The organism is Laspinema palackyanum D2c, assembly GCF_025370875.1.
Taxonomy (GTDB): domain Bacteria; phylum Cyanobacteriota; class Cyanobacteriia; order Cyanobacteriales; family Laspinemataceae; genus Laspinema; species Laspinema palackyanum.
In genome coordinates, this window is the sequence record NZ_JAMXFD010000022.1 from 1 (window position 1) to 17162 (window position 17162).

Genomic DNA, 17162 nt, shown 5'->3' on the forward strand with positions numbered 1-17162 from the left:
TAACGACTTCAGTCGTTCTCTTCTCTTAAGTTCGTAGTAACGACTTCAGTCGTTCTCTTCTCTTAAGTTCGTAGTAAGAATTGAATTAGAAGTAATTCTTGAGCTACTTTTTTCCCTTAAAGTTAACTCCCGGAAACGACTGAAGTCGTTACTACGAACTCGGATAACGACTGAAGTCGTTACTACGAACATTGATACAGTTTTATCATTTAAGCCTAACAATCTCTCTTTTGCTACGATTGCCACGGGTTAACTGTTGCAAATTAAACGAATAACGCTCTAGTTCTGAAAATTTTCGTTAATTTACATAAATTGTTATATTTGTCAACCCCCCGAGGAATGAAACCGGGAACTCGGCCATCTGGAGACCCTTTTGAGGGGTATTGATGCCCCAGGAAACCGAATCCCGGGGGAGTGAAGTGGTGCTTATGGCCTAAAAATCGCTACAATCCAAGTAGATAAACTGTTTTTTGTGTCAAAATTTCAGCGGCTTGAGCAATGACCTCATATACTACGACAAAAGCTGACATGATAGAACTCCGGCGGCTCAAAGGCTTACTGCCGCCGGAATTGCAAAGCTGGGTCATGGTCGAAAAAGCGATCGAAGTGAATCCCCCCTTGGTTCGCAGTGAAGAAATCGGAAGCGATCAGGTGGAAGTCCAAATTGACCTAGTGAAGTGGGAACAACTCGCCCTAGATCAGCGCAACTTGCTGTTTTGGCATGAAGTAGCACGCATCCAAAACGACACCATTTCTAAAGAGGGATGGGAAATGGCGGCGCTGGCGATCGGGTTAGGTGGTGCAGTGGGAGAACTGTGGGTACAGGATGGTTTGCTGCTGTTGTTGGCACTGTCTCTGTGCGGCGTGGCGGGATACCGACTTTATCAGAAAAACAATGGAGATCGCACCTTAAAGGAAGCAATCGAAGCGGATGAAAAAGCGATCGCCCTTGCGACTCGTTTTGGCTATTCCCTTCCCAACGCTTATAAAAGTCTCGGCAGCGCCTTAAAAACCCTCGTTGAACTCACCCCGAAAAAACGCCAGCGTAGCAAATACGAAGCCCGGTTGCAAGCGCTCAAACGCAGTGCTGCCAAAGCTAAAGCTAAAGTTAAGGCGGCGCGGGAAACTACCACGAATACGGAAAGCGTGTACTAACCCCCACCGCACCCCACTACAACTGACCCAACATTTTATGGGTTTGTGGGACCACTCTCACGGGTTTCAGCCATTGTTTCATCACTCCTTGCCACGCCAGCACCTTTGTGGGTGCTGGTGATTTTATGGCAGGGGTCGGGCGATCGCCAAAGTTCGCCGTTTCTCCCGCATTCAGCGGCGTCACAGGTTGCAAAAACACCGTCACGTTGGGGTTAATCCCCGCTACCAATTGCGCCGCCTGTTCCAACTCCGCCTCTAAGGTGTCATCAGAAATAATAATTTTGACAAATACTTCCACTCCGGCAGCACAGCAGAGGCTCAAAAATTCCTGATGTGCCTGCCAATGGGTTTCTCCACTGACACTCGGCAATTTGATATCCATCCCCACCAGATCCAAATGAGGCAAAATCCTCTGCAATTGCTGGGGACGATGACCCCCAGTTTCCAAATACAGGGGTAACCCGGTTCGTTGTTTGAGTTGTGGCAAAAATTCCACCAAAAAGGGAGTATGGAGTAAGGGTTCACCGCCGGTTAAACTGATGCTGTCATGTAAACCCGGTTGATTTTGGCGATCGATCCAGTCTAGGAAGAGAGGGAGGGGGACGGGGTTGGGGTGAATTTCAAAATCGCGATCGCCGGGAGTTTTTTCAATCCGGCAGGTATCCGGTGCCGTCCAAGTATGAGCGCTATCGCAATAGTTACAGCGCAAATCACATCCGGCAAAGCGAACGAAAATTTGACGAGTCCCCACATTCAATCCTTCGCCTTGAATACCAGAAAATACTTCGATCGCTCTTACAGTGGGAGGAGCGGCAATAGTTGCAGTCATGATCAATCGATGGATTCTTTACGGGATTAATGTTTTGTCTATAACAACCCCGCAGGCTGAAGCCTGGGGCTATACGGACGAAGCCCGCCTGCGCGGGCTAAGATAGAAAACAGACTTGATATCCAATTCAGTTGTCTCAAGTTTTCTCTTCAGCCTGCGGAGGCAGGCTTTGTCCGTGTAGCCCCAGGCTTCAGCCTGCGGGGTTTTATTTGAGACAACCGGATTTGGTATGATTAGGGGTTGTGCTTCGGTGGAACTTGGCCGAGTTTCTGCAACTGTTGTTGCACCTCTACTTCCACTATAGAAGGGATTCGAGCGATCGCCTGGACAATTTCCCTCTCCAGTTCGGCGATCGGCGTTTGTCCCGGTTTCCCCGCAGGCAGTCCATCCAAACACTGTTGTAGCGCGGTAATCACTTCCGCCAAACTTTCCACCTCTTCCAATTCCGGGCGCTCTTTAAATTCACTCCGCAGCCGCTGTAACTGGGTCGTTACAACCGTTAGAGTTTGCTCCAACTCGGTTGAGCGCGATCGCAGTTGTCGCACTGCCACCACCACGGGCTCAATCTCTTGGGCGATCGTCATCTTCATCGCTTCCGGGGCAATTTTCACTTCCTCCACCGCCACCCGAGATGGCATACTCTGTCGTCGGCGATTCACCAAATTCAACCCCAAAGAAACGATCACCGGCGCTGCCGCATAAATCACCTGCCCAGAAATAGCCGCCAGCACTGACCCCAGCACTACAGCCGCCAGAGAGACATATTCAGCAATATTCAGCCAGTCACGCCGATCCATCAAGTCACCCCAGGTACTGAACATCCCTCATTTTAAGCCTTAACCTGGAAACTCTACCGTTCCTCACGGAAACTCTCGTCCCAGAATCCTTGAGTTTTCCGGCTCATAGCAAATCTTCTAAATTCACTTCAATCCAATTTTGACGGTTATTGATGTTTTCAATAGCATTTATTAGCTTATCTCGGTTCGCTTTTGAACTTAATAAATATTCAGTTTCATCAATTTCAGAAACTACAATTTTTATATTTTTACCCGCAAATTTTGTTTTAACATCATCTAAAAATTGACTATCAATTTCATTAGCATTCAATCGATAAATAACCGACATAATTGTTCCCGATTTGAGAGGCCCATCTTAAGCATAAGATAATCCTAACAGAGCCACCGCTCCAACTTCAACCCAGCCCCACTCCTGAAAACCCAATCCAGAAATTTCCTACGAGCCTGCTTATCGCGGTAAAATCGATTCGTTTAAATCAGCAGCACCCCAACTGCTTGCCGTGCAATCCCAATTTAACTATGATTGATTCTCCTTCTGCAACCGAACAAACTCCCGGAAAAATCACCTTAGACACCAACTGGTCCGAGTTATTGCAACAATTGCTCGATCGCCAATCTCTGACGATGGATCAAGCGAGTCAACTGATGACGGGATGGCTTCAAGAAGAAATCCCCCCGGTGTTATCCGGGGCCATTTTAGCCGCTTTGCAAAGCAAAAGTGTTTCCGCAGAGGAACTGGCAGGGATGGCAAAAGTATTACAATCCCAGTCTGCCTATATGGAAACTGGGACAAATTGCGAAACTCGTAAACAGGCGATCGATACCTGTGGCACCGGAGGCGATGGGGCTTCGACTTTTAACATTTCCACCTGTGTTGCCTTTGTCGCTGCTGCTGCTGGGGTTAAGGTTGCCAAACATGGAAATCGATCGGCATCGAGTAAGGTGGGTTCTGCCGATGTGTTGGAAGCGTTGGGTGTGAATTTGAATGCACCGGGTAGTCAGGCGATCGCCGCTTTAGATGAAGTCGGCATCACCTTTCTATTTGCACCCGGTTGGCATCCGGCCATGAAAGCGGTGGCCCCCCTGCGCCGCACCTTAAAAGTTCGCACCGTTTTTAACTTATTGGGACCTCTAGTTAATCCTGTGCGACCCACCGGACAGGTGATAGGCGTCTGTGACCCCCACTTGGTGGTGCCGATCGCCCATGCGTTACGACAATTGGGGACCGAATTAGCGATCGTGGTGCATGGACGGGAAAAACTCGATGAAGCGGGATTAGCAGATGCCAGTGATTTAGCCATCCTTGCCAATGGAGAAGTGCAACTCAGTACCATCACCCCGGCAGAACTCGGGCTAGAACCCTCACCCACGGGAGCATTGCGAGGCGGGGATGTCGCAGAAAATGCCCAGATTTTGCAGTCGGTCCTCCAAGGTGGAGGGACTCAAGCGCAACAGGATGTAGTCGCCTTAAATGCTGCTTTAGCCTTACAAGTTAGCGGTCTGATCCCCGTAGGGGACCATATCCAGGGCATCGCCTTAGCCAAAGAAATTCTTGCCTCCGGTGCCGCTTGGACCAAACTACAGCAATTGGTGGCATTTCTGAATCAGTAAGATAGCAGCGGGTTAGAAACCGGGTTTTTTCAGAAAATGTGTTGGAATGACCCGTTAATCTGGGGGAGAAACCCGGTTTCTGGTCCGTGGACTCTAAAACTTGACCCGTATCCTAGCTGGGGTCAAGTTTCAGTCACACCTCAATTTTGAGTAGCAGAGGTGCGAGTTCGTAACTCAATGATATTTTCCTTGATGGTGATATCGTAACTGCCAAAAAAGTTTTGTCCTAAGAGACCCATGCCTTGGAGACCCCCTTCAACACCGGGTGGGGCGATCGTGACGAGGAGTTCTTCCAGGGTCGCATCCCCCACTTGGATTTTAGAAACTCGGCCCACTTCCATTTCCACCTCTGAAGCACTCGCGGTGGAAATTCGAGCTTTATCGAAGGGGACTACATTTAAACTGCGGGCCATTGTGGGGGTAATTAAGGTGGCACTCGCCCCCGTATCAAAGAGCATCTCGAATTTCTCTGTGCCATTGAAGATAACATCTACCACCGGAATGCCGCCCTGACGACGTTTGATAGGGATTTGAAAGACGCCGGACATGGCCCCTTCGGGGACATCTGTGGTTTGATTGGGGCAGAGGTTTCCTAATTCAATGAGGTTGCCATTGGAATCAATAGCGAAACAACCGGGATATTCCTGAGCGAGGGCGACAGGCCCCATCAATCCTAGACTGGTCACAGCAAATAGGGTAGAGAGAATTTTTTTCATTAAACTTTTTCCTCTTGGCAGTTAGAGCAGAAATGGAAAGGGGGCAATGGCTAAATCCAGCCGCTCGGAATTCAGGGTAGCATTGGGCAATGCCCAACCTCCGGTGCAGATGAGTCAAGTTGGGTTATGTCTATTATGCCCGGTTGATTCAGGAAAGCGAAACCCCGGCAGCCAGACATTCACAGACCCTGACGCCCAGGGGAAATCCACCGGGGAAGCGAACTTAGGTGAGGAAATATGGCTCACGGGGGAAAGCCAGGGAGTTGCGATCGCTTCTTTACATTACGGCCAACAGATACGCGCCAAGAAAGCAACTCATGGAATAATAGGATCTTGCGGAAGTCAAACGGCTGGGTCCCTCATAGACTAAATGGACCCCTTACCCGTGACTGCCGAAACATGACCCCTGAAGCTAGTGAGGTTTCTATGTCTCTTTCTGCCGATCGCCCTGCCTTGCTCGTACTAGCAGATGGAACGTCCTATCGCGGTTGGTCCTTTGGAGCCACTGGCACGACCATTGGTGAAGTGGTCTTCAATACCGGCATGACAGGCTATCAAGAGGTATTGACAGATCCCAGCTACTGCGGCCAGATCGTGACGTTCACCTATCCCGAATTAGGCAATACCGGGGTGAATCCCGACGACGAAGAATCCCAACGTCCCCAAGTGCGCGGGGCGATCGCTCGGAATATCTGCAAGCGGCCCAGCAACTGGCGCTCAACCCAGTCCCTCCCCGACTACCTGACCCAAAACAATATTCCTGGGATTTACGGCATCGATACCCGCGCACTCACCCGCAAAATTCGCATGGTTGGGGCCATGAATGGTGGAATTTCCACCGAAATCCTCGACCCCGCCGAATTATTAGCCCAAGTGCAAGCGGCCCCCTCCATGAAGGGCTTAAACCTCGTCCCAGAAGTCTCCACCTCAACGGTTTACGAATGGACCGAAACCACTGACCCCCATTGGGAATTCAGTCCCCAAGCTCAAGGCATGAACGGGGAAACATTCACCGTCGTTGCCCTAGATTTTGGGATTAAGCGTAATATCCTGCGCCGTCTAGCGAGTTATGGATGTCGCGTGATTGTCGTTCCTGCCACCACTTCCGCCGAGGAAATCCTCAAGCACAATCCCGATGGGATTTTTCTCTCCAATGGACCCGGAGACCCGGCGGCAGTGCTCCAAGGAGTCGAAACCACCAAACAATTGCTGAACTCTGAAAAACCCATGTTTGGGATTTGTTTAGGACACCAAATTTTGGGACTCTCCCTGGGTTCGGATACCTTTAAGCTCAAATTTGGGCATCGCGGTTTAAATCAACCGGCAGGGTTAACGGGTCAAGTTGAAATTACCAGCCAAAATCACAGCTTTGCCTTGAGTGACGATTCTTTAAGCAGCGAGGTGGAAATTACCCATCTGAACTTGAACGATCGCACCATTGCCGGTTTGCGTCACAAGTCTCTGCCAGTGTTTTCCGTCCAATACCACCCCGAAGCGAGTCCGGGTCCCCATGACGCGGACTATATTTTCAAACAGTTTGTCGATTCCATGCGTGAATCTCGGACTGCCGCGAAAACTGCCAGTTAGCAGGGTGCGGAACTTAAAACCGGGTAATTAATTGGCAAAATTCCTTGTCAATCGGCAATCGGACCGATTACAATCTAAAAATCTAAAGGCGCTGCTCATTGACAAACGGCCAGAAAGCCTTTAAAATGGATCGTCGATTTGAGGAGTAAGGATTTAATCCGAGATTTGCTGGGCATCTGCGGATAATCGGGTATAATATCCGACAAGATCTGAACATGGAGCAGCCACTCGCGCCTTCCCTTAGACTTTTCCGCCCTACCTTTGAGACTTCCTTGCTTGGTTGCCGAGGTGGGTGTGGATTCTTGAGTCTAAGAGGGTACGAGTCTAATCATCCTCATCGACCTTAAACCATCAAGCGCTTTTGGAATCTTTCTAAAAGCTTTGCGGGATACCGCCGCTGTCACCTTCCAGGGTGATAGTGCCATCGCTGCATTGTCCAGCAATAGCCGGACAAATGTCGCGTAAATGTATCAGTATGCAGCTAGGAGGGCGTTATTCCTGAGCCATTAACCCTGACCGTTAGCCTAAGAGGCACGCGCGAAGTCGGGAACGATTACCAACTCTTCCGTCTCACTGGCTTACTCGATGCCTTTTCGGAAGCGACCTTTCGGAAGGCTATCAGTCAGTGTATTGACGAGGGTCCCACGAACATTATTTTGGATTTATCCAAAATAGATTTTGTTGACAGTTCTGGTTTAGGTGCGCTGGTGCAACTGGTAAAAAAAGCTCAAACTGCTGAAGGTACCTTGCAAATTGTCAGCAATCCCCGGGTGACCCAAACGGTCAAACTGGTTCGATTAGAGCAGTTTCTCTCTTTGCAGCCATCGGTGGACGCTGCCCTAGAGAAAATCAAATCCACTTGAGTGTTTTACGCTCTAAATAGGCTATCCAGTTCAATTTTGATACTGGATAGCTTGTTTATTTGGAGGATGGGCCCATGTTTGTAGTAACGACTTGCTGTCGTTTGACCCAGGGGGAGTATGGGTCCATGTTTGTAATAACGACTTGCTGTCGTTGCTCTCGTGTCACGGCTTAAGCCGTGACACGCACGATTGGCGGTTGAAGCGCCTGCGTAATGACTGGATGCTTTACCTGCAAGGGGGCGTTACTTGGCCTCAGCCAAGTAACGCGGTAACGACTGAAGTCGTTACTACGAACGAAGAGGACGACTGAAGTCGTTACTACGAACGAAGAGGACGACTGAAGTCGTTACTACGAACGAAGAGGACGACTGAAGTCGTTACTACGAACTTTCTCCCCCATCTCCCCCATCCGATAAGAACCCGATCGCGAAATGTTATAATCCCCTTATCCCTCGGCACGATTCACCGGGTTAAACCCGATCGCCTTGGATAGTTATGCCCTAGGGCAGAGGGAAACTTCAGGCGATCGGCTGACCTACCCCGCCTAATCCGGGGACTAGAATGTGAGGCGAGGCAGTGACCCTGGTAAAATTTTCCCTTTTCAAGAATTCAAAACATAAAATGGTAACCCAGTTAATCCAGTTAGGGGAGTTTGGACGTGGGATCGGGAATCATTAACTCAAGTGGTTTAGTGCGGGCAGTATGACAGCAACCCCAGAAGCAACAAGCCCAGAAGCTAATCTAGTCGCTGATGTCCCCCCCGGTGCTATGGCGTTTGAGCGCCAGGACTACTTGTCCCTGATGCTCCCCGTCAAAAAATTATCGGCCCCGGAAATTCAACAGCTATCACCCATCGCCCTAGCCTATCTGGGAGATGCAGTGTACGAACTGTTTATCCGCGCCTGGTATTTACGACCACCGAAACGCCAGAAGCTCTATCATAATTGTGTGGTGTCGCAAGTGCGAGCCGAGACCCAAGCACGAATGCTGCGATCGCTCGAACCGTTCCTAACCCCGACCGAACTTGAGATTCTCAAACGCGGGCGCAATGCTGCCACGGGAGGGCCAAAACGAGTTGATGCCGCAATTTATCAACAGGCAACAAGCTTGGAAAGCCTGATGGGATATTTATACCTCACCGATCCCAACCGCTTGATCTACCTATTCACCCAATTAAATCTCGAACCCCTCGAAAGTGGTGGCTCTACTGAACTATAAAGTCAGTTCCACCCATTACCCTCACGCTGATTCCCACCCTTGAGCTTCCCCAACCGGGAAAGAGACTCAACACCACATTGGGATGAAGCCATCTACCCCCCCAATCATAATTGTCATGCCTGGTAAACCCGAAAATTTGAAGCCCTCAGTCCGATCCAAGCGAGAATCTTATCCAAAAAAAGACAGTGGACAGGGATCGTCTTATCCGAAAAAAGACAGTGGGCAGGGATCGTCCTACCCGAAAAAAGATTATGGACAGGGATCGTCTTATCCGAAAAAAGACAGTGGGCAGGGATCGTCCTATCCGAAAAAAGACAGTGGGCAGGGATCGTCTTATCCGAAAAAAGATTATGGACAGGGTTCCTCCTACCCGAAAAAGGACGGGAAAAGTCGCAAATCCTTTCCCCCGGGTTCTGCCCAACCCGCCCTTGACCCAGATACAGACCTCAAAGATATGATTTACGGTCGCCATACTGTATTGAGTGCTTTAGAGGGAGAGCGGCAACTGCATCGGGTCTGGATTACGGCTCAATTGCGGTATGATCCCCGCTTTCATACGGCGATCGCCACCGCCAAAGCTACGGGAACGGTGATTGATGAAGTGGATTACCGACGCCTGGATCTGCTGACTCACGGGGAAAATCACCAAGGGGTTGCCGCACAGGTTTCTCCCTATACCTATTGGGAACTCCCGGATCTAATTGCCAATGCCTTAAAGGTATCCGATCGTCCAGTCCTCCTTATGGGTGATGGGATTAACGACCCTCACAATTTAGGGGCAATGATTCGCACCGCTGAGGCGATCGGCGCTCAGGGGATGGTGATCCCCCAAAGACGAGCGGTTGGGATCACATCAACGGTGATGAAAGTCGCCGCCGGTGCCTTAGAATTTTTTCCGGTTGCCCGGGTGATCAATCTCAGTCGAGCCTTGGAAGAGTTAAAGGAAGCCGGGTTTTGGATCTATGGCACTGCCGCCAACGCGCCTTCGGCTGTGAGCAGCATCGAATTTAGCCGACCCACGGTTTTGGTCGTGGGATCCGAAGGGGAAGGTTTGAATTTGTTGACACAACGTCACTGTGATGAGTTAATTTCTATCCCCCTCCAAGGAAAGATCCCCAGCCTGAATGTCTCAGTAGCAACGGGCATGGCGCTTTACGAGATTTTTCGTCAGCGATGGACCCAGCGTCCGAATATGGGAAATGTGAAGAAAAATACTGTTGAAAAAATAAATCCAAGGGAGTATAAAGAAATGTAAATTAACCCGTCTGCTCGAACCAAGACTTAATAGCACCTCGTCGTCATACAACGGTAAATAGGGGAATGATATGAAGGAATTGAAAGAAATCTTGATTAGCTTGCTGAACCTTTTAGGCTGGGCCTGGTGGGTAGAGATTGCCACAGACAATCCTCGGTGTACTTACTACTTTGGACCATTCCTGAGTAAAACGGAAGCCGAAACCGCTAAAAACGGATATATAGAAGACCTCGAACAAGAAAGCGCTCAGGGCATTTCCTTTGCGGTCAAACGCTGCAAACCCAGCGATCTCACGGTTTATGAGGAGCCGGGGGAGATGAATAGTCGGGGAAAATCCCCGGCATATAGCGGTTAGTTTGAATTGGGAGGCTGCCTGATTATTGGGAAGAAAGCTCGGATGGTGCAACGACTTGGGGATGGCGATCAATCCAGCGATCCATATCCCCGAGGACTTGCGCCGGTATTTCCCAAGGAAACAGGTGAGCGGTATTGGGGTAGCAGATGAATTCAGATTTTTTTAGGTGATCAGCGGTTTCCCGACTCGAATCTGCGGTAATGTGGCGGTCGGCTTCCCCCGCCATGACTAAGGAGGAACAAGTGATTTGTTCTAGGTCAGAGAGTCGGTTGTAGCCCCCTGTGAGGGCGGCGTTGAGCGCATTACGAGCCGGACGGCTGGTTTGAAGATAGGCAGACATCCCCCGAGAAGCGAGGTATTGGTAAGCGACGGGAGTATGTTGCTGAATTAGGTAACGAAAGAGCGATCGCCGGCCCAAGGTTTCGATATTCCATTGCCAACTCGGAACGACTCGATTAATAATCCCGGAGACTCCGGTAAAGGCTAAATCTTGCCAACTAATCGGGGGATGGGAACTCCGGGGACGGGCAGCAGAAGCGACTAACATCAATCCCGTGACGCGATCGGGGTGTCGCAACGCCAGTTCCATTGCCAAAATCCCTCCCAGAGACCAACCTAAGAGTAAAAAGCGATCGACCCCGAGGCGATCGAGCAATGCTTCTATATCCTGAAGATGGTCCGTCATTTGAAAGCGCCCTCGGGTGCGGCTTTTCCCGTACCCTCGCAAATCTGGGGCAATGGTTTGGAATCTTTGGCTCAAATGGTCCGTAAACACAGACATGGAAGCCCCGTGACCCGGATGGCCATGCAAACAGAGAATCGGAAAGCCGGATCCCCGGACAAGCGCACTTAAGTGATGCGGCGAATAAGTTAGAGGTGGAGTGGACACCATGTCGAATTGCTCAGGTCAGAGGTTTTCCTTTTCATAGTATCGGGATCGACTCCCTAGCGGCTACTGATCCCCCATCTGGTATTGCTCGCTACAACCCCTTGCCTTTAGAGTTGACCACTGCGGAAGAGATATTCTGAGATTTCCGAAATAAACTGACGAATACTCGGTTCGCTATAGGCACCATCGTCAATCACGGTAATAATGTAAGTCTCGCCGAAGAGATTCATCGCTACCGTGGTGCCGAGGACGCGAGAGGTTTGCCCGGTTTTTTCCCCTAACCAGTGACCGAATCCTCCTTCTAACCCAGCGAACCCGAGTTCATGGTCATATTGCCGTTCCAGGGAACGAATTAGAATTTCATCGCCGAGATGTTCTCGGTTATAGATTTGAATCATCATCTCAGTCAGATCATCGCTGGTGGTGGTGTTCCTGCCGATCGCCACATTCTGAGGATAAATGCGATCGCCGACAAATTTAGAATAAACCCGCGTTTGTTTAAAACCCCGTTCTTCTAACACTTGATTAATGTAATCCCACCCCAAATAATCAATAATTTGATTGGGGCCGATATTGCTACTGTGACCGATCGTGGCATCTAAAATCGTTTGAATGGGATATTTTTCACCCACCCGCAGGTCCGAGGCATCCTCGGTATAGTTACCCCGATCGACATGAATCGGGGTATCAAACCGGAGTTTTTCCGAGGTGACTTTGTTCATTAACGCCACGGCGATCGGGACTTTCATCAAACTGGCGGCATCTCGCGCCGGTTCATTTCCGCGCAACCGACGGCAGATATGAGTCGTGAGGTGACAGATGGTAATTTTGACTTGGTTCGAGAGGCCACTGCGTTGAGCAATGGGAATTAAAAATTCCGATTGTGCCACTTCCAGACGGTACGAAACCGCCTCTAAATTGGCTTGATATTCAGGGATTTTTGCCTTGGCGCGATCGCCATAGTCGGAATCAGCGGGAATTTGATGCAAATTATCCAACGCTTGTTCCCAAAGGGATTTGAGCGTTTGTAAGGTCTCAACGGAGGAATTCCCCGCCTGACCCAACTCTGATGCTTGTACACCATATTTGAGTGCCTCTTCCCAGTAGGGTTTGCCATTGAGTTGTTTCGCCAGATTTCGTTCTACCGTTTCCATGCGCGCCAACAGGGTATCGTATCGTTGCAACAACGGCGCGAACTCAGAAGGGTAGGACCATTGATCCGTAGAGACAGGCGTTGAGTCAGCACAGTTCGGATCAGAAAGCGAGGGATTGTCTTGTGGAGTGGGGCGATCGCCACCGATGCTAGTCCCGGAGTTCGTCTCCATTGCAGTGGGAGAACAAGTCAGCGGGGGGGCTTTCGCTTGGGGTTGCGGCATCCACCACATCCCCGCCGCCAGTAGACTCAGAGAACTTGTCAGTGCGATCGCAATCCGTTTTTTACCTCTGTGCATATTGCACACCCTACCTCACCGAATAAAAACCATCGACGTTGGTTATTTTACTGAATCCTGCACCAAAAAACCGAAAACAATTCATAGACAAGAGTTTTACGGAATCCACCCCACATCACTTGTAGCAGAATAGATCCCATCAGTTCTCGGTTAAACCGCTCCACTCCAACAAATTACCGAAAATTCCCGAGAAACTCTCAACCCTTGCTCCCCCTGGGACTGAGTAATCATCTGAGTGGCGCTCAAGTCCGCGTCGGAGTGACTTGCGCCTTATGCCATGCCACGATCGATGGAAAAACCGGGGCCATTTTAGAGGGGGCCACCAATAAGGATCTTGATGCTGGTTTATTGCTGGCAATGGCGAGTAACACTGCCGCACTCTATCGGCAGACGGGGGTCAATCCATTGGAACTACCCAAAGGCAGCCATACCTATACCAATAGCCCAGGGGAACTGACCAAATTGCCGGACTCCGAAACCTTATGAATCGTTGACGGATTCATAAGCAGTGCAACGGGGGGCGGTAATTTTTAATCAAGCCGGTTGTGTGGATTGTCATAGTGGTCGCTACTTTACCAATCATGAGGTAATTCCGCAACGGGTAGTGGGGACCCAGCCCGAACGGCCCCAGGCATCCTTGGGACTAAAGAAACTGTTCCAAGACCCGACGACTTATCCCCCGAGCGTCCAGGTCCCGCTTCCGGAGAATCCCCCGGTGATTCCGGTGCCAACGGATATTACACCGCAACGGTCGATTGATCTGACGTTTGGGATTACCGAGCCTAAGGGTGGATACAAAGTGCAGCACTTGATTGGGTTATACCTGACGGCTCCTTATCTTCATGATGGCGGTGTAGCAGCGGCAGCCGATGGGTTAAGCCCTGATGCAGAGGGCAAGTTCCCGGTAAGCCAATCCCGATCGCATTGGCTTACCGGGAACCCTGTTACAAGGGATAAATCCGGATCCGGAAGCAAGTTTAAGAATGCGGGTCGATCGCCGCTTGCGTGAAGCCATGATTGCCGCCAACCGGGCGAACCCCAGTCTACAACGGGCTAATATTGACGGCAGGGGACATGATTACTGGGTGGATGAAGAGGCTGGATTTACACCGGGAGATCAGACGGATTTGATTCAGTTTCTCTTATCCATTGATTTCGCAATTGCCCTAATCTGGTGATAATCAGGTTACTGGGAAGGATAAAAGTTCAATTTAGTGAGTTAGAGTTATTAAGGGAGGAGAGGTTGATGGAAGAATTGATGCGGGGGTTATTGGGCGATCGCATTACGCTAAGGGATTTCCAGAAAATAAATTCTGCAACGCCGTGATAAAATAAGCATTAACCCCGTGCGCAAGGAGAACGCAGATGGAATTAACAGATTCGGTGAAAAATTTATTAATTGAGACAGCAAAGCAATTGAAAGGAGCCGCGAAACGTCGTTTCATGGCTCAGACGGTTAAAGACTTAGGCTTTGGGGGTCAGAGTCGAGCTAACAAAGAACTGGGATGGGATAGGGATACAGTAAGGAAAGGAGTGCGGGAACTAGAGACCGGCATAACTTGTGTAGATAATTATAAAGGCCGAGGTCGCAAAAAAGCTGAAAAACATTTGCCGCATCTCTTAGTAGATATTCAATCGATAGTAGATAGTCAGAGTCAAACAGATCCTACATTTAAAAGTAACCGCTTATATACCCGCTTAAGCGCAGAATTCGTAAGAAAACAGCTAATTATCCAAAAAAACTATACGGAAGAAGAGTTGCCCACGACAGAAACCATTCGACGGAAACTTAACCACTTAGGTTATTACCCGCAAAAAGTGAAAAAAAGTCAACCTCAAAAAAAAATTCCCGAAACCGATGAAATTTTTGCGCAGATGGAAGCGATTAATAAAGAAGCTTTACTCTCTCCTACCACGTTAGAAATCTCAATGGACGGCAAAGCTGCCGTTAACATTGGGCCTTTTTCCCGAAAAGGAAAAACTCGCGTCCCAACGTTCGCTTGCGATCATGATTTTAATTCAAACAGTAAAGTCATACCTTATGGGATTTTTTTACCTCAGTCAGATGACTTATTTTTATATTTTATAGAATCGAAAGTAACTAGAGAAAAGCATAGTTGATATTTTAGAAGAGTGGTGGCAAGAGTTTGGCTCCAGGTTTGGGGAGTGTAAAACTCTGCTAATCAAACAAGATAATGGGCCAGAGAATCATTCACGAAGAACTCAATTTATGAACCGCATTGTCGAGTTTGGTGAAACTTATAAAATCAACGTGCGTCTGGCATACTATCCGCCATATCACAGTAAATATAATCCGATTGAGCGGACTTGGGCTGTGTTAGAAAATCATTGGAATGGCACCATTCTTGAGGATATCAAAACCGCTTTACAGGGGGCAAAAACCATGACTTGGAAAGGCAATAATCCCGTGGTAAAGCTTGTGAATAAGACCTATCAAACAGGAGTCAAGCTAACTTGTAAAGCAATGGAAAAGCTGGAAACCAAGCTCACTCGTTTGATAAACATAGAGCCAGACAATCAGTACAACTTGGGAAAATGGTTTGTAGACATCTTCTATAATGCCCCGTGAAGTTTGCAGATTTTATTTTGTGGAAATCCCTAACCTGGCTGATTTTTATCATTGGGTTTTGTGGCGTGACTTACAGTATCTTGGATCGCGATTCTGATAGGCGATCGCCCGATTAACATCCCAGGAGCAGGGAGCAAGAGGCTCCCTACTCCTCATCCAGAAACTTACTCAGTTTCCGGTAAGGGCGGGCGGAGGGATAGATACACCAAAGGACCCAGTAAGGGAACGATCGCCACCGCCCAGAAAACCCGAGAATCGTGCCCACCCCGACGGGCCATATCATCGCCCAGTAGGATTGGCAAAACTAACTACAGTAAGGCAAAATCCCAACTCATTAAATATAAAAATCGACGGGTTTGCCACTGCTTAATAAATTCGTCAAAATTGCCGAAATATAGGGCATAGATGATTAAGCCAATGGTCCTAAGAAGCAGGGCCACTCCTGTTAAGCGAGCATCAAAAAGTTTTATGAACCCATCTTTTTTACCGGAAAAGTAAGGGCGGCTTTCCCGCAACAGGAGATAGGGCATCATCCCCATGACTCCAGACCCATTGGATGCTAAAAAAGAGGGCCAAGCGGGTATCGGTTGCATTCGCTCATCAATAAACATCAACCCGGCATAAATTAACGGCCAAACTCCCATAAAACTAAACAGGTTAAACCCATAAGCATTCACATCATTCAGTTGCAGTTTGACCATTTTTCAATCAGGGTTAAGTTGCCCGTTTGCTCTAAGGGTTCGAGTTGTAAAATATAGCCAACAAACAATGACCAAATTATTAACAAAAAATTTTTAAACCCATAACCAAAAAGAACCTTTGAGGGAATGGTTTCTGGATATTATAAGAGACAATTTGCGAGAGTTCCTCTGTCTAAAGTGAAGGTTTCCCAGGAAAAGAAACACAGGAACTGACCCAGGGATGGTGCATTCCGGGCAGATTTTGGTGTTGAGCAGCGTTTTGGGTGGGTGGCCCTGATTAACTCTGAACGGTGGCATGGGGTTTGTAAAGGGAACGGATGCCTTCTTGACAATCTGAGGATGATGTCACTACAAATTCTGATTTATTTAAGTATATTTACTCAGCATCAGCCAAATTGCTGATTTCTGTTAAGCTATTTGGCTGATGTAGAAATAAAAGGACCGCGTAGACAATGAATGGTTGGGTGATTTCACTTATTCGAGATTGAGGTTACAAAAGTTCAGGGGATGATCGGTTGAGTGAGTCATCGGAGGGCTGGTGAAAAAACCGAAAAAAAAGAGGGTCAATATGGGAAGCATCTGCGAAAGGATTCACTTAACAGAAAGGGAATCAGGAAACAAAAACATCTATCCCTCGGTGGATATTACAAACGAAAAATCTCAAAACAAAGCTCATCGCTGGTCCCTTTTGAGCGGGAATAAAATGGATGGGGTGATTGACAAGAATGAGTCTTACCCAATCCCTGTTAGCAATCGAAGGGGAACTAGACCCCCAAGCTTTTTGACGATGGAGAGCGGCTGGTATCGATGCCGCAGTCTCTAATTGAATTGGATATAAATTCTGCGGAAAGATGCGGGTTTTCCTATTTTATGGTATTGGAAGAAAAATCTTCGGGTGAAGCCCCACAGTTTCTGATGAGCTACTTTAGGTACCCTAGGGAGCAGAAAAGCACCTGGTTTAAGCCAAAGCAATCCTCCTCCCAAAATTGGAGGTTAATATCCCTGATTGCTTTTGCCCATGATGGGTTAAACCCCATATCTAAAAATGACCAACTTGGCATATAGTCATGAAAGTTAGTAAATTTTTATGAAAACTTGGTAACAGGCTGTACTATAACAAGTTACAAGGTTTATTCCCGATTTCA

20 protein-coding genes and 1 pseudogene are annotated in these 17162 nt (G+C 48.5%); 13 read left to right on the forward strand and 8 right to left on the reverse strand.

What is annotated here, in order from left to right; translation table 11 throughout:
• Nucleotides 1-498: 498 nt before the first annotated feature.
• Nucleotides 499-1155 (forward strand): DUF3318 domain-containing protein, encoded by a 657-nt coding sequence (locus tag NG795_RS20880; RefSeq protein WP_261204367.1) that lies wholly within the window; start codon nt 499-501, stop codon nt 1153-1155.
• Between the two features lie 16 nt (nt 1156-1171).
• Here the strand turns inward: NG795_RS20880 and NG795_RS20885 are convergent, their stop codons facing one another.
• The 3 genes from NG795_RS20885 to NG795_RS20895 form a co-directional block, all read right to left on the reverse strand.
• The gene (locus tag NG795_RS20885; protein ID WP_367290575.1) at nt 1172-1984 is read right to left on the reverse strand and encodes a 7-carboxy-7-deazaguanine synthase QueE; all 813 of its coding nucleotides are present in this window, start codon (nt 1982-1984) and stop codon (nt 1172-1174) included.
• A 233-nt stretch (nt 1985-2217) separates the two neighbouring features.
• Complete coding sequence (locus NG795_RS20890; protein WP_367290576.1) at nt 2218-2805, reverse strand: hypothetical protein; 588 nt, start codon at nt 2803-2805, stop codon at nt 2218-2220.
• Between the two features lie 79 nt (nt 2806-2884).
• Nucleotides 2885-3109, reverse strand: a complete 225-nt coding sequence (locus NG795_RS20895; protein WP_367290577.1) for a hypothetical protein — start codon at nt 3107-3109, stop codon at nt 2885-2887.
• 191 nt (nt 3110-3300) lie between these two features.
• Here NG795_RS20895 and trpD point away from each other — a divergent pair, with 191 nt between their 5' ends.
• Nucleotides 3301-4392, forward strand: a complete 1092-nt coding sequence (gene trpD, locus NG795_RS20900) for an anthranilate phosphoribosyltransferase (protein ID WP_367290578.1) — start codon at nt 3301-3303, stop codon at nt 4390-4392.
• Nucleotides 4393-4532: 140 nt separating this feature from the next.
• Here the strand turns inward: trpD and NG795_RS20905 are convergent, their stop codons facing one another.
• Nucleotides 4533-5108: a retropepsin-like aspartic protease family protein gene (locus tag NG795_RS20905; protein WP_367290579.1), complete on the reverse strand. Its 576-nt coding sequence runs from the start codon at nt 5106-5108 to the stop codon at nt 4533-4535.
• 46 nt (nt 5109-5154) lie between these two features.
• Here NG795_RS20905 and NG795_RS20910 point away from each other — a divergent pair, with 46 nt between their 5' ends.
• The 7 genes and pseudogenes from NG795_RS20910 (at nt 5155) to NG795_RS20940 (ending at nt 10386) form a co-directional block, all read left to right on the forward strand.
• On the forward strand, nt 5155-5478 hold the full coding sequence (locus NG795_RS20910) for a hypothetical protein (protein WP_367290580.1): 324 nt from the start codon (nt 5155-5157) through the stop codon (nt 5476-5478).
• A gap of 56 nt (nt 5479-5534) precedes the next feature.
• Nucleotides 5535-6695, forward strand: coding sequence for a glutamine-hydrolyzing carbamoyl-phosphate synthase small subunit (carA, locus tag NG795_RS20915; RefSeq protein ID WP_367290654.1), 1161 nt, complete (start codon nt 5535-5537; stop codon nt 6693-6695).
• 351 nt (nt 6696-7046) lie between these two features.
• Nucleotides 7047-7160: pseudogene (locus tag NG795_RS20920) on the forward strand (RNA-guided endonuclease TnpB family protein); the annotation flags it as partial.
• A 29-nt stretch (nt 7161-7189) separates the two neighbouring features.
• On the forward strand, nt 7190-7558 hold the full coding sequence (locus NG795_RS20925) for an STAS domain-containing protein (protein WP_254564168.1): 369 nt from the start codon (nt 7190-7192) through the stop codon (nt 7556-7558).
• A 702-nt stretch (nt 7559-8260) separates the two neighbouring features.
• Nucleotides 8261-8776: a Mini-ribonuclease 3 gene (locus tag NG795_RS20930; protein WP_367290581.1), complete on the forward strand. Its 516-nt coding sequence runs from the start codon at nt 8261-8263 to the stop codon at nt 8774-8776.
• Between the two features lie 454 nt (nt 8777-9230).
• Nucleotides 9231-10031: a 23S rRNA (guanosine(2251)-2'-O)-methyltransferase RlmB gene (gene rlmB, locus NG795_RS20935; RefSeq protein ID WP_436836073.1), complete on the forward strand. Its 801-nt coding sequence runs from the start codon at nt 9231-9233 to the stop codon at nt 10029-10031.
• 70 nt (nt 10032-10101) lie between these two features.
• Nucleotides 10102-10386: a DUF1816 domain-containing protein gene (locus NG795_RS20940; RefSeq protein ID WP_436836074.1), complete on the forward strand. Its 285-nt coding sequence runs from the start codon at nt 10102-10104 to the stop codon at nt 10384-10386.
• A gap of 22 nt (nt 10387-10408) precedes the next feature.
• Here NG795_RS20940 and NG795_RS20945 read toward each other — a convergent pair whose 3' ends face one another.
• Nucleotides 10409-11278: an alpha/beta fold hydrolase gene (locus tag NG795_RS20945; RefSeq protein ID WP_367290583.1), complete on the reverse strand. Its 870-nt coding sequence runs from the start codon at nt 11276-11278 to the stop codon at nt 10409-10411.
• A 104-nt stretch (nt 11279-11382) separates the two neighbouring features.
• Complete coding sequence (locus NG795_RS20950) at nt 11383-12726, reverse strand: serine hydrolase (protein WP_367290584.1); 1344 nt, start codon at nt 12724-12726, stop codon at nt 11383-11385.
• A gap of 204 nt (nt 12727-12930) precedes the next feature.
• On the opposite strand from NG795_RS20950, the gene NG795_RS20955 reads away from it, so the two are divergent.
• The 4 genes from NG795_RS20955 (at nt 12931) to NG795_RS20970 (ending at nt 15316) form a co-directional block, all read left to right on the forward strand.
• On the forward strand, nt 12931-13212 hold the full coding sequence (locus NG795_RS20955; protein ID WP_367290585.1) for a hypothetical protein: 282 nt from the start codon (nt 12931-12933) through the stop codon (nt 13210-13212).
• Nucleotides 13213-13234: 22 nt separating this feature from the next.
• Nucleotides 13235-13735: a hypothetical protein gene (locus tag NG795_RS20960; protein ID WP_367290586.1), complete on the forward strand. Its 501-nt coding sequence runs from the start codon at nt 13235-13237 to the stop codon at nt 13733-13735.
• Nucleotides 13710-13904, forward strand: a complete 195-nt coding sequence (locus NG795_RS20965) for a hypothetical protein (RefSeq protein WP_367290587.1) — start codon at nt 13710-13712, stop codon at nt 13902-13904. The genes NG795_RS20960 and NG795_RS20965 overlap by 26 nt, the downstream gene beginning before the upstream one ends.
• 187 nt (nt 13905-14091) lie before the next feature.
• Nucleotides 14092-15316, forward strand: a protein-coding gene (locus NG795_RS20970; protein ID WP_367290588.1) for an ISAzo13 family transposase whose coding sequence is annotated in 2 segments (ribosomal slippage) — nt 14092-14835 and nt 14837-15316 — 1224 coding nt in all. Because the reading frame shifts where the segments join, the coding sequence is not laid out codon by codon here.
• Between the two features lie 164 nt (nt 15317-15480).
• Here NG795_RS20970 and NG795_RS20975 read toward each other — a convergent pair.
• Nucleotides 15481-15618 carry a hypothetical protein gene (locus tag NG795_RS20975; protein ID WP_367290589.1) on the reverse strand — a complete coding sequence of 46 codons (138 nt, stop codon included), beginning with the start codon at nt 15616-15618 and terminating at the stop codon, nt 15481-15483.
• A 6-nt stretch (nt 15619-15624) separates the two neighbouring features.
• Nucleotides 15625-16017, reverse strand: a complete 393-nt coding sequence (locus NG795_RS20980) for a hypothetical protein (protein WP_367290590.1) — start codon at nt 16015-16017, stop codon at nt 15625-15627.
• Nucleotides 16018-17162 lie beyond the last annotated feature (1145 nt).